Here is a 12,914-nt window from a genome sequence, read left to right on the forward strand (position 1 = left end):
ATTGTTTTCATTTACTAAAATTAAAAAGGATTGCAGAATGTTGGGAACCCTAAAGGGTTTCCCAACACTCTGAAAAGGAATACTCTTTTTAAGAGTATTCCTTTTTGTATAGCTAAAAAAGATCTTATTTATTTTTATTGCAGTTACATCCTTTTTTCTTTACATAGCCTTGCTCGGCTAAATCTCTTTGTGATTGGGAATTGGAAGATTGAGAATTCGAAGACTGAGAGGATGTGGATGAACTACTATTTTTATTATGAGAGTAGTTTTTTCGATAGTTATAATTACTCATAGTACTATCACCTCCAATTAAATATATAACTATTATATGTATGTACTCTATTAATTGTTACGATAAAAAATCTCCTAGGTATTTTCCAAGGAGATAAATAATTGTTTTTTAATGAGATAAATTAATATCCCCAGTAAAGAGGGAAATAATATGAATCTTGGTAATATAAATTTTGTTGTGGATTAGGAGGCTGAGTTCCGCGGTTCTGATTACAGTTTGCTGGAGGACCAATTACTGTAGTAGATTGAATAGGGGATACCGCTTGTTTCCATTGTTGTTCATTGAGGCAATAAGTATGAGCCATCATATTGGCTGGAGTTAATCTTAAAATATCAGAACCAAAAATAACTTCTGGGGTTGGGGCATCGAAAATAGCTAATAAATGAGTATTATCCGCTGAAGCGATCTCGTAATGCCACCATGCTTGTGGAATGTTGGCAACTTGCCCTGGTTTAATCGGTAAGTTTAATATTTGATTTGTAAATGGATTAAGTAAAGAAACAACAGCAGATCCTGAAATGCAGTAAACAAGTTCAGCTGCATTTTGATGAATATGTGGTTCTACAACATTGCCTGTACTTAAATAAATATCTAGTAAAGAAGTGTTTTCTAAAGTATTTAATTGTTTTATGCCAAGTACGTTTATATAGTTTTGGGTATCTTTCTTAAAAAAATTACTTTTACTTACATCATGAGTGAAATTGGTTGAAGGAGAGGTGTAGTCAATATTGGAAGTCAATTGTATTACCTGCCTTTCTATTGGAAAGTATGGATACAAATTTAGGATATGTGCCTAGTGTTAGTTATGTGCATTTGTTTGTATCGTAATACATTCACTTATTTTATAAAGAATATAGCCTGTACTTCTTATTTCTCATAACGTTAATATGGATAAAAATTAGGGTGAACGAACGAAAGGCGGAATTCGTGATGTTAGGTAAGGAGTAAAAATATTAAAGTATATTTTAATGGTTACGTTATATGAAAAGACCAATGCCTTTTAGAAAGGAATTGGTCTTGTATTTAAGATAGGTTATTGCTGAATAATTAATTGTGCTTTAGCGGTATAGGCGTAATTTAGCCACAATAATGCCAAGTTTTGTTTTAAACCAAAATGGATTTATATGACGTCAAAATGAGATACCTTTGTTTTAAGTGGAACAGGTATGCCATTTACTTTTGCTTGTTTCATGTTATGTGAAAGTCTTGGAAATGCAGAGAAAGTAGAATCAATAATTGTAGCACCATCTGGTAAATAAATGGGTTGTAAATCTGAAGTATAAGCCGTTATGATATTTTCAAATAGTTCATACGATACTAGATTGTGGAAAGCGATCGGATCTGTAGTTAATAAATTGTTATTAAAATGGCTATTTTCAAGTGCTATATTGTCTTCGAAATCGTTTATAGTTGGTTTGTATAATTGATGAATCATTCCAAGGGTTTTATAGCAATCTAGCATACTTGTAGTGGTGATACATGATACGTTTTGAGATTCTTGTAGTTGTGAGTAGGCAGAGTAAATGGGGCTGAGTTCATAACTTATTTCAATAGAATAAATCCCGTTTAAAATTGTTTTAAATATGTAAAAAATAAAGGTGTTGAGATTAAACTATATTCGTATTCTCATTCATACTTTTGATTGATGGAAAAAAGTAATGAAAATGTTAATTTTAAATTACATCAATCATTTATAAGGAGTGAATGTTTATGTCATTTAGTGAAATGATTAGAAATGAAGTGCTCAGCTGGACGGGTGTTTCTGAAAAACCGCATCGATTTGGTGGTATTGAAATAAATTATGGTAAGAAGGAACTTGGTCATCTTCATGGTGATAAATTAGTTGATTTACCGTTTCCGAAGTTAAAGCGAGATGAATTAGTAAACCAAGGATTAGTGAAAGCACATCACATATTACCTGAATCAGGATGGATAAGTTATTATATAAAGAGTGAAGAGGATATTCCATTTGCAATTGAGTTATTTCGAATGCAATATGACCGAATAAAAAATAATGAAAGTAAGTAGATAAATAAAAATGTATTTTCATGTCACATCCCTCCTTAATCGTTCGTCTTGTATGTAGAACGATAAGGAGGGATTTTATTATGAAGAAATTTGATGTAGCAATTGTTGGTGGTGGGCTTGCTGGATTAACAGCATCTATATATTTAGCGAAAGCTGGAAAGAAAGTGATTGTATTAGAAAAGTCCAGTCGATTTGGTGGTCGAGGGATGACTATAAATAAAAATGGGATCTGCATGAATCTTGGTGCACATGCCTTATATAGAGGAGGAGCAGCATTTTTAACTTTTAATGAGCTCGGTATGAATCTTCCGGGTGGAATACCAACTACAAAAGCACATGGAATATGGAAAGGGGATATATTCACTATCCCAACAGATTTTCGCTCTATTTTATCAACGCCACTACTTTCGTGGTCTGCAAAAGTACAATTCTCACGTTTTATGATTCGTTTAGGGAATTTAGATGTAGGAGAAGTTCCAAAAATGAGCCTAACTGCATGGGCGGAAAATGAAATAAAAGATCCAATGGTTCGCAATATATTTTATGCCCTATGCCGAACAACAACATATACGTTTGCTCCTACAATACAATTAGCTTCTTCAGTACTAAAGCAAATACAACTATCTATGAAAGAAGGTGTACTTTATGTAGATGGTGGTTGGGAGACGATTATAACAAAATTAAGAGATATAGCCAATAATGTCGGGGTGCAATTTTTGGCTAAAAAGCATGTTTTGGAAATAGAGCATGATGAAGATAAACAAAGAATACATTGTTTTGACGATGAGGTATTTGAAGTAGGTACAGTCATCGTGACGACTCCACCGAAAGAGGCTTGTAAAATAATAAAAGGGACAGAAGGAACAAGTTTGCATAGATGGAGTGAACAATCGGTACTGGTTACCGCTGCTGCATTAGATATTGGTTTGAGACGATTACCCAATCCTACACATCAATTTGCATTAGGGTTAGATCAACCTATATTTTTCACGAATCAATCAAGAGCAGCTAAATTAAGTGAAGATGGATCCATTGCAGTGAGTCTAATTAAGTACCATAATCCTGTGCTAGAGATGAATCATATTCATGAAGATAAAGAACAGTTAGAAAGTGCGATGGAGTTGTTACATCCAAATTGGAAAAGAGAAGTTGTTGCGCAGCAATATTTACCGAAAATAACAGTAGCATATGATTTTCCTCATATTGAACGAGTTGAAACTCCAGGTCCTAATATCCCTGAAATGCCAGGTGTTTACGTTGCAGGTGATTGGACTGGGCAGGATGAATTATTAGCTGATGCTGCAGTAGCAAGCGGAAAACGTGCAGCGTTACACATTTTAAAGCAATTAGAAAGTGAAGGTGTTCATCATGGAAACGGAGCAATTATATGAAGCATATCAGCCATTATTATTTTCGTTAGCATATAGAATCCTTGGGAGTGTTATGGATGCTGAGGATATCGTTCAGGATGTATTTATCTCGCTTGATAATATAGAGGATATACAGTCTATCGAAAATATGAAAGCATATTTGTGTAAGATGGCGACAAATCGTTCAATCGATAAATTACGTTCGGCAGCGCATAAACGTAACGTGTACGTGGGGATGTGGTTACCAGAGCCACTTGTAGAAGAGAGTGATGAGCCATCAGAGTCATTTGTAATAAAAGAATCCCTTTCCACAGCATATTTATTACTTTTACAACAACTGTCTGAAGTGGAAAGGATTGTTTTCATATTAAGAGAGGTTTTCAGTTATGAATACGAAGAAATAGCTTCAATTGTTGATAAGAGTAGTGTGAACTGTAGGAAGATCTTTCAACGGGCACGAAAAAGTATTTTGGATAAACCGAAGCAATCAAAATTAAGTACGAAGAAAATGGCTGCTTATGTTGAAAAGTTTGTATCATCATTACAGTGTGGGGATGCGGAAGGCATGTTAGAAGTATTAAAAACAGATGCGATATTCAAAGCAGATGGTGGCGGTAAAGTGACAACTGCAATTCATCCGATTTATTCTGCAGATAGAATTATACGTTTATTTTTTGGAATTGCGAAAAAGTTCCCGGCAGAGTACAATGTTAATTTTAAAATGGTAAATGGTGCACCAGGAGTTATTGTTACTATAAATAATAAAGTGACTTATGTACTTTCATTTTCATTTGAGAATGAGAAAATTTCAAACATTTATATGATGGTTAATCCTGAAAAACTTATGCATTTAAATGTGAAAATATAAAATAAAGACGCATTTCAACAGAAATGCGTCTTTATTTTATTACTTTTCTAACATTTCAAGAGGTACATCTTTTTCACCGGCTACCTCAAATTTAATTTCCCCGTCTTCTTCATAAATACGTGTAATAATCGGTATTGTAATCATTAATTTTTTATGCTGCTTTCGCTTTCTTGCAGCATCTAAGCTAATCACGTTCATTGTAAGCATCCTTTCTTCGAAAAATATATAAACAAAAGAAAATGCGTCCAAAAAGGGCGCTTAATTGAATTTGAAATACCGATTCATTTAAATGGGGTTTATATAATTTAATAACTGCAATTTTAATATGAAATAATAAGAATGGAATAATTGCACGTAGAAATTAACTTTACCAAAAAACGAAACAATATGCTATAAAAAATTATAAATTTTTGTCATATAACGGGAAAAAGGTTTTCGTTTCGCATATAATGAAAAGTAGACGGGCAGCAAGAGCTTTTTCATCATATTGCTTGGAAAGGCGATGAAAAGAATGGATACGTTAAATTCATTATTATTTCAACTTGAACAATATGGAGAAGAGCATGATCAGAATAAAAAAACACGGGAAGAAAAATTACGGAATGTTTCTCGTGAAATGGGGCAATTTTTATCAGTTTTAGTAAAAGGGTGTAATGCAAAAAAAATTTTAGAAATTGGAACTTCTAATGGTTATTCTACATTGTGGTTAGCGAATGCGGTAGAAGAAACAAATGGAAATGTAACAACGGTAGAGCTTTCTTCAGAACGAGTGGGAGAGGCGCTTGTAAATTTTGAAAAGGCAAACCTATTACAAAGAATTGATGTTCATAATCAAGAAGCAGGGGCATTTTTAGATTCGCAACTCGATTATTCATTTGATTTTATTTTCCTAGATTCAGAGCGTACACAATACATGTGGTGGCTTGAGCATATAAAACGTATTTTACAACCAAAAGGATTTCTTGTTATTGATAATGCAACTTCCCATGCGAGTGAATTAGCTGATTTCATAAAAATGATTGAAGAGGATGATGTGTTTGAAACGGTGTTATTAGCGTTTCAAAAGGGAGCATTTGTAGCGCGCAAAAATAAATAGAAGTGAACGTAATATAATTATCACATTGAAAGCCGGCAAATGTCAAAAGATTGACTACAGCATGACAGAAAGAATGTAAATTATATAGATAACATACGAAGAATCCGCCTTCAGCATGTTCTTCTCTAGGTCTTAAGTCTGAGGAAAATAATGTGGATAACAGGTATACTTATACTAAGAAACAGGGAATGACTGCATAAGCAGATATTTCTTGAAAAATCGATTTCAAACAGACTGATTGTACATGAAATACGATAAATGAAATGAAAAATAGTGCATATAAATTCGCACATATAAATAAAGGAGCGATTTTGTTGACTGAACTCGAGAAAAAAGAACCCGTATCAATTGTGAAAGATAATAATGTAGGAGTAGTAGTTGATACAGTTATAAAAGATGAAGAACTTGATGAATTGAATAAAGAAGCTGATCTTTATGTACAAAAGTTAAATAGCGAGCAAAATACAGATTTATCAAAAGTATTGTCTCAGCTAGGAGATTTAGGGGATAAAGAGCAACAAGCAGCAGGACAAACGTTATCGGCGTTAAAACGTCCTGTAACAGCGATGATGAATGGGAAAAATGAAGAAATTCCAAATACATTGTTAGAGTTACGAAAAGTGGTATCAGAGCTTGATCCGAATTCATTAAAAGCAAGTGGTATGAAGAAAATAATGTTTAAAGTATTCAAAAAAAATCCACTTGAAACATATGTGCATAAATACCAATCTATAGATAAGCAAATCGAGGAGATTATTAGATCCCTTCTAATTGGCCGTGACAATTTGCAAGAAGATACGGTTGGCCTTGAAATGTTAAAAGAGCAATCGCATGATAAAATTCATGCTCTTGATAAACAAGTATACTTAGGGAAAAAACTTGCTGGGATGCTTGAAGCTGAGAAGCAAAACCCAGAGCGTCAAAGAGATATTCCATTAATAAACGATGCATTAGAAAAGATACTTGTACGTACACGTAATATGCAGCAAGCGAAAAGTGTACTATTACAATCGATTGCATCTGTAGATATCATCAAGAAAAATAATGAAAAGTTAACAGAGGCAATTCGTAATGCAATTACGATGACGCAAAACGTTGTAACAGTTTCAGCTGCTATTCAGCTAGCATTAACGAATCAACGTAAAACAATTGATGCTGTTAATGCGACAAATGAAGCAATTGAATCAATGGTATTAAGTAACTCTCAAGCATTGAAACAAAATACAGAAGAAACAACAAAGTTGCTTGAAAATCCTGCTATTAGCATGGATAAATTACGTGAATCATTCCAAAATGTATTCGCAGCGATTGAAGCTTCTGAGAAATCGTCAGAACGTATTATTGAGTCTAGTAAGAAATTTGTCATTGAATTAGACACATTTAATGATGAGATGAAGCAGAAACTCATTCAACGTCCAAGGAAATAACAGATTATTAGAGGAGGTGAAAAAATGAGTTTCATTCAAACAGTATTAGTACTATTAGGTACATTACTTTTAATCGCATTTACTGTCGTTGTTTTAGTAGTATATTTCGGACGTAAACTGTATTTTTCATGGACGAAACCATATAAGAGGGCGCAAGATTCTATAGAAAAGTTATCGAATAAATCGACACCGTTTTTACAAGAGTTTACGCAACATCCACTCTTTTATCGATGGATTCGTACAGAAGGAAAGAAAGAACAACATACATTGAATACTCTTTTCTGTACATCAAGTCAACGTACGAGAGAGCAAGTATTTTCAATGTTACCGAAAGAAAAACAGAAAAAAGTGCATGTAATGGCAAAAACAACGAAAAAGCTTACAAATGAAGATATCGATGTGGCCGCGATGAAAGTGAAAGATTTCTTAAGACAAGAAACGCAGCAAACTGTAAAACCGTCAGACCTATCGTTTTATAAATTGTATTTTTATGATCGATATCCAGATGCATTGAATACAATTCAAACGTATAAACGCTCGATAAATCCTTCATTACAAAGAACAGTTGATGATATTACAATTTCAGTATTAAATGCATTGCCGTATTATCAAGAGCAGCGTATGTTTGAACAACAACATAAACTTGAAACGTTCTTAATGAAAGATTTAACTGCGATGTTATCTTTAGTGGTGCAATTACCTCCGTCACAACGACCAGAAAAAGAAGAAGAGTTAAAAGTCTACTTGCAAAATTTCAAAAAAGAAATGGAAGTAGTAGAGCGTGATATTCGGGACTCCATTGATCATGATTTGAATGTGAAGATGAGAGCAGCGACTGAGAAGTTTAAGAATAAATAGAAAAAGCGCCTTAAAAGCTAAGTGTTTCACAGCTTTAAGGCGTTTTTTTGAGATTTTATTTTGCCTTAACGGTAGTATAACTAGAAGCAACACTTTCGTTATGCAATCGATCAACTGCAGTTACCACATACGTATACGTTTCTCCAGAAATAGTCGTTTTATCTACGTAAATTTCTCCAAGTTTTGTTTTTCTTACAGTGGTAAGTAAATGTTTTGGGTTGTGTATATCCACTTCATTTTTTCCATTCACACGGTAAATGGCGTAATAAGCAGAGTCATTATCTCTATTGTCAATTATTCCTACAGCAATACCGTCATCTCTTGGAATGGCACCTTTTAAAGTAGGTTGTTTTGGTGGATCATGATCAAGCCAAGGCATGGGCGGGATTAATGCAGGATGTATATATATGTCTTTGGAGAGTCTATCTTTTATTCCAAGTGGATTGTTATTTATATCTTTTAAACTGAAATGCATACTACCTTTTATTTGTGGATATTGATGGTTTAATGCGATTTGTTTCGGATATTCTTCTGGATTAGACCAAGCAGGGACAGAGTTGTTATTAATTTTATAAGCCGCTTGACCGATGTAAAGGTGAATCGGTTTGTTATTTGTTTCTTTTACCCACCAATCTACTAATATGTCATATGCAGCAGGTGTGAAACCGATATTCCAATATATTTGCGGTGTAATGTAATCAATGTACCCTTTTTGTATCCACTCACGTGTGTCAGCATAAAGATCATCGTAGTTTCTTTGACCTGCGGTTGTATTAGAGCCAGTTGGATCGTCAGCTATATTTCGCCATACGCCGAACGGACTAATGCCAAACTTTACGTATGATTTTTCTTGTTTTATAGCAGTATTTAAACCTTTTACGAGTTCATTTACATTATTGCGACGCCAATCTTCGATAGTTGAAAAATTTCCGTTATTATATAATTCAAATGTTTTTTGATCAGGAAATTCTTCGCCAACTACTTTATAAGGATAAAAATAATCGTCCATATGAATTGCATCAACATCATAATTTTTTACGATTTCTAAAGCGCCTTCTGTTATAAAGTTTTTCACTTCTGGAATACCAGGGTTGTAATATAGCTTCCCGCCGTAAGGTACAACCCAATCGGGATGTTGTCTTGCAGGGTGATTTTCTGATAGTCGATTTATATCAGTGTGATTCATCGTTATTCGGTATGGATTAATCCATGCGTGGAATTCTATATTTCTTTTATGTGCTTCTTCAATCATAAATGCGAGCGGGTCGTATCCAGGGTCTTTTCCTTGTGAACCTGTAATGTATTCAGACCAAGGACCGTAATTTGAAGGATAAAAAGCATCAGCGGTTGGTTTTATTTGTACAACGACTGCATTCATACCAGTGTTTTTTACATCGTCTAATAATTTTATAAATTCTTGTTTCTGCTTTTCGATAGGTAAGCCAGTTTTTGAGGGCCAATCAATATTAAGAACAGATGCTATCCATACAGCGCGTAATTCATGCTTTTTGTAAGTAGTATTTACCTCAGCATAGGTAGAGTGAGGGGAAATGAAAGAGAAAGGAGTAAACAAGATGATGATACAACACATCATTAATAAACGTTTCATAATCATTTATACGCCTCCCTATTATACGATTATTTAAAATAATATATGATGTGAGGTTGGCCTTGCAATTGAGAAAAATAAATATTGAAACATTAATTTAATAGGAAAAATATTTTTAGTGAAATTTACTTTCAGTATAACTAAATCGTTTCATGTCTTCATATGCTTGTTAGTAAAGTGAAACTTTCTTTCATTTGAAGGAAATAATTTATAAGTATAGGAGGCTTCAATAATGAAAGTTTTATTCGTTTGTTCTGGAGGAATGTCCAGCGCAATTGTTGTAAACGCTTTAAAAAAAGAAGCGGAGAAAAAAGGTGTGAGCATGGAAGTGCATGCAATTGGAACGAATGAGGTAGAGGAAGAAGTAAAGAATGGTTGGGATGTTGTAATGGTTGCACCTCAAATAAGACACCGATTTGCCTCTGTAAAAAAATTTGCAGAAGAGGAATCCATTCCGTGCGGTATTATTCCACCGCAAGCATACACACCGCTTGGTGGACCGACTTTGTTGAAAACTGTAAATGAATTAATTAGTTAGGGGGAAGCGTTATGAATAAGTTTGTCACGTTTCTTGATAAAAACTTATCTGGACCGATGGCAAGGCTTTCTGAACAGAGGCATTTACAAGCAATCCGTGATGGAGTTATTTCGGCGTTACCATTTATTATCGTAGGGAGTTTCTTTTTAATAGTAGCATTTCCACCATTACCGAAAGATAGTTTCATATCAGTATGGGCATTGAAAAATCAAACAAGTATATTAATACCATATCGGTTAACGATGTTTATTATGTCTTTATATATAGCATTTGGAATAGGATATAATTTAGCAAAAAGTTATAAGCTAGATGCTTTATCAGGAGCACAGCTTGCGGTATGTTCACTGCTATTAACGTTAACCCCTGAATTAATTGATAAAAAAGGATTTATGCTTCCGATGACAAATCTCGGAGGTCATGGATTATTTGTGACGATGATTGTTTCTATTTTATCCGTAGAGATATTAAGGTTTTGTAAGACGAAAAATGTAATGATTAAAATGCCAGAACAAGTACCGCCATCTGTATCACGTTCATTTGAAGCACTTATACCTGCTGCATTCGTTATTATTATAATGAGTCTAGTAACTGTCGTTTTTAGCATTGATTTACACCACGTTGTTGATAAATTAGCAGCACCATTAGTAAAAGCTGGTGATAGTTACTTCGGTGTAATCATTCCAGTGTTTTTAATTACATTTTTTTGGTCATTCGGAATCCATGGTGTGTCGGTTGTTGGAACTGTTGCTCGGCCATTATGGGAAGTTTACTTAGGGAAAAATGGTGAAGCAGTTGCCAGTGGAGCAGATCAGTTGCCATTCATATCACCAGAGCCGTTATATCAATGGTTTATATGGATTGGCGGTTCTGGTGCGACGTTAGGGCTTGTATTAGCTATGATTGTATTTGGTCGATCAAAATATTCGAAAGCATTATCAAGAACTTGTATTGTTCCTGGTATTTTTAATATTAATGAACCTGTTATTTTCGGATTACCGATTGTACTAAATCCAATTTTAATTATCCCGTTTATCATTACACCACTCGTAACAGCAACTGTTGCATACTCAGCAACTGCGATGGGATTTGTAACGCCAACACATATTATGCCGCCGTGGACATTACCAGCTCCAATTGGCGCGTATTTAGCCACAGGTGGGGATTGGCGCGCAGTAGTATTAGTTTTTATAAATATAGCAATATCATTTCTTATTTACCTACCATTCTTTAAAATGTATGACAAAAATATGCTTGAAATTGAAAAGAATGGTGACGGGGAATCTGTTAGTCCTTAAACTTTATACGGTTATTTTGAGTGATAGACTTTTTGTCTATCACTTCTTTCGTATTAAACTGAGAGAAGGTGTAAAGGAATGAATATAAAATTTAGTTATAAAGGTGTATTTATATTATTGTTTGGAGTAATATGTGCAAATTTACTCTTAGTACCTGTATTAAGAATGCTAAATCTATCACAAATGCATAGTATATGGCTCGTTACAAGTATTGCGGCAAGTGTTTTGCTTACGATCGTTGTTTCTTTCATTGATGGCACCTTTGTATCGAAAGGCCAGTTGTTTATTAGATTTATATTGTTTTCTGTAGGTTGTACGTTGTTTACTTACATAATTGTTTTTTAGTGAATGGGGGGCATGCATAGTATGTATATTGCAGGGATAATGTCTGGTACATCGTTAGACGGAATAGATGTAGCGCTCGTTCATATTGAAGGAAACGGTGTAGATTCTAAAGTTGAACTCATTCATTTTATTACTGTTCCGTTTTGTAAGGATATAAAAAATGAGATACAGCAGGCTTTATCAAATGATACATCTAATGTTCAATTGATATGCAGTTTGAACTTTAAGCTTGGTTTATGTTTTGCTAATGCTGTAAAGGAAATTTGTAAAAAGGCTAATTGGTCATTGGAGCGATTAGATTTAATAGGTTCTCACGGACAAACGATTTATCATCAGCCCAAGCAAGAAGGCAATTTTATTTCTTCGACATTACAAATTGGAGAACCAGCAGTTATAGCATATGAAACGGAAACAACAGTAATCTCTAATTTTCGAACGATGGATATGGCAGCAGGAGGACAAGGCGCACCACTTGTACCATATTCAGAGATTATTTTATACCAGCATCGAACTAAAAATAGGATACTGCAAAATATTGGTGGGATTGGTAATGTTACAGTCATACCAAGTAAACGAAGTAATAAAAGTGTTATTGCTTTTGATACTGGTCCAGGAAATATGGTAATTGATGAATTGTGTCAAAGATTATTTCATTTACCATATGATCGAAAGGGTGAAATTGCAAAACAGGGGGTAGTTGTAGATGAAATATTAACATACTGTATGAACCATCCATTCTTAAAAATGAAACCACCAAAATCAACAGGTAGAGAACAATTTGGAAAAGAGTTTGTGAGTGAATTATTAAAGCGATTTGAAAAGTATAGTAAAGAAAGTATATTGACGACTGTCACGATGTTTACAGCAAGTTCAATTGTTCATCATTATAAGGAGTTTATTTTTCCATTGTATGAAATTGATGAGGTAGTTCTAGGTGGAGGCGGAAGCTATAATGACACACTTGTCGAAATGATACAGAATAAATTAAGAGAAGAAAGATGCAGAATATGTATTCAAGAAGATATTGGGTATTCTTCAGCGGCGAAAGAAGCAATCGCATTTGCAGTTTTAGCAAACGAAACGTACCATCGTAATCCGAGTAATGTGCCGAGTGCTACAGGTGCTAAGGAACCGGTTGTTTTAGGGAATATAACTTTCCATACGACTAGAAGATGAAAGTAGGGCAAG

13 protein-coding genes and 1 pseudogene are annotated in these 12,914 nt (G+C 34.1%); 10 read left to right on the top strand and 4 right to left on the bottom strand.

From position 1 onward, the window contains the following. Positions 1 to 413 precede the first annotated feature (413 nt). Both JDS98_RS00005 and JDS98_RS00010 read right to left on the bottom strand, forming a co-directional pair. A complete protein-coding gene (locus JDS98_RS00005) occupies positions 414 to 1,031 on the bottom strand; it encodes a cupin domain-containing protein (RefSeq protein WP_199633412.1) in 618 nt (205 codons plus the stop codon). Positions 1,032 to 1,325: 294 nt separating this feature from the next. After that, positions 1,326 to 1,847 (bottom strand): annotated as a pseudogene (locus tag JDS98_RS00010) (TGS domain-containing protein); the annotation flags it as partial. A gap of 155 nt (positions 1,848 to 2,002) precedes the next feature. Between JDS98_RS00010 and JDS98_RS00015 the strand changes: the two are divergent. The 3 genes from JDS98_RS00015 (at position 2,003) to JDS98_RS00025 (ending at position 4,558) form a co-directional block, all read left to right on the top strand. After that, entirely contained in the window at positions 2,003 to 2,320 is a 318-nt protein-coding gene (locus JDS98_RS00015; RefSeq protein ID WP_000010331.1) for a luciferase domain-containing protein, read from the top strand. Between the two features lie 80 nt (positions 2,321 to 2,400). Then, positions 2,401 to 3,711, top strand: a complete 1,311-nt coding sequence (locus tag JDS98_RS00020) for a phytoene desaturase family protein (RefSeq protein ID WP_087968934.1) — start codon at positions 2,401 to 2,403, stop codon at positions 3,709 to 3,711. Beyond that, positions 3,689 to 4,558, top strand: a complete 870-nt coding sequence (locus JDS98_RS00025; RefSeq protein WP_087968935.1) for a sigma-70 family RNA polymerase sigma factor — start codon at positions 3,689 to 3,691, stop codon at positions 4,556 to 4,558. The genes JDS98_RS00020 and JDS98_RS00025 overlap by 23 nt, the downstream gene beginning before the upstream one ends. A 39-nt stretch (positions 4,559 to 4,597) precedes the next feature. On the opposite strand, the gene JDS98_RS00030 is transcribed toward JDS98_RS00025, so the two are convergent. Further along, positions 4,598 to 4,756: a hypothetical protein gene (locus JDS98_RS00030; protein WP_001100984.1), complete on the bottom strand. Its 159-nt coding sequence runs from the start codon at positions 4,754 to 4,756 to the stop codon at positions 4,598 to 4,600. 304 nt (positions 4,757 to 5,060) lie between these two features. Between JDS98_RS00030 and JDS98_RS00035 the strand changes: the two genes are divergently transcribed. The 3 genes from JDS98_RS00035 to JDS98_RS00045 all read left to right on the top strand — a co-directional run bounded on the left by JDS98_RS00035 (position 5,061) and on the right by JDS98_RS00045 (position 7,939). After that, a complete protein-coding gene (locus JDS98_RS00035) occupies positions 5,061 to 5,654 on the top strand; it encodes an O-methyltransferase (RefSeq protein ID WP_033663278.1) in 594 nt (197 codons plus the stop codon). A gap of 314 nt (positions 5,655 to 5,968) precedes the next feature. Continuing rightward, the gene (locus JDS98_RS00040; RefSeq protein WP_000137414.1) at positions 5,969 to 7,081 is read left to right on the top strand and encodes a toxic anion resistance protein; all 1,113 of its coding nucleotides are present in this window, start codon (positions 5,969 to 5,971) and stop codon (positions 7,079 to 7,081) included. A 24-nt stretch (positions 7,082 to 7,105) separates the two neighbouring features. After that, positions 7,106 to 7,939, top strand: coding sequence for a DUF3974 domain-containing protein (locus tag JDS98_RS00045; RefSeq protein ID WP_000008388.1), 834 nt, complete (start codon positions 7,106 to 7,108; stop codon positions 7,937 to 7,939). A 55-nt stretch (positions 7,940 to 7,994) separates the two neighbouring features. Here JDS98_RS00045 and JDS98_RS00050 read toward each other — a convergent pair whose 3' ends face one another. Next, the gene (locus tag JDS98_RS00050) at positions 7,995 to 9,554 is read right to left on the bottom strand and encodes a glycoside hydrolase family 10-like protein (protein WP_087968936.1); all 1,560 of its coding nucleotides are present in this window, start codon (positions 9,552 to 9,554) and stop codon (positions 7,995 to 7,997) included. 226 nt (positions 9,555 to 9,780) lie between these two features. Between JDS98_RS00050 and JDS98_RS00055 the strand changes: the two genes are divergently transcribed. From JDS98_RS00055 to anmK, 4 genes are all read left to right on the top strand, one after another. Further along, positions 9,781 to 10,086 (top strand): PTS sugar transporter subunit IIB, encoded by a 306-nt coding sequence (locus tag JDS98_RS00055; protein WP_087968937.1) that lies wholly within the window; start codon positions 9,781 to 9,783, stop codon positions 10,084 to 10,086. 11 nt (positions 10,087 to 10,097) lie between these two features. Then, positions 10,098 to 11,381 (top strand): PTS sugar transporter subunit IIC, encoded by a 1,284-nt coding sequence (locus tag JDS98_RS00060; RefSeq protein WP_098711216.1) that lies wholly within the window; start codon positions 10,098 to 10,100, stop codon positions 11,379 to 11,381. A 78-nt stretch (positions 11,382 to 11,459) separates the two neighbouring features. Further along, entirely contained in the window at positions 11,460 to 11,726 is a 267-nt protein-coding gene (locus tag JDS98_RS00065; RefSeq protein WP_087968939.1) for a hypothetical protein, read from the top strand. 21 nt (positions 11,727 to 11,747) lie between these two features. Continuing rightward, on the top strand, positions 11,748 to 12,902 hold the full coding sequence (gene anmK, locus JDS98_RS00070; RefSeq protein ID WP_087968940.1) for an anhydro-N-acetylmuramic acid kinase AnmK: 1,155 nt from the start codon (positions 11,748 to 11,750) through the stop codon (positions 12,900 to 12,902). The last annotated feature ends 12 nt before the right edge of the window (positions 12,903 to 12,914 follow it).

The sequence above is a fragment of the Bacillus cereus group sp. N11 genome, from assembly GCF_016483605.1.
Lineage (GTDB): Bacteria > Bacillota > Bacilli > Bacillales > Bacillaceae_G > Bacillus_A > Bacillus_A toyonensis.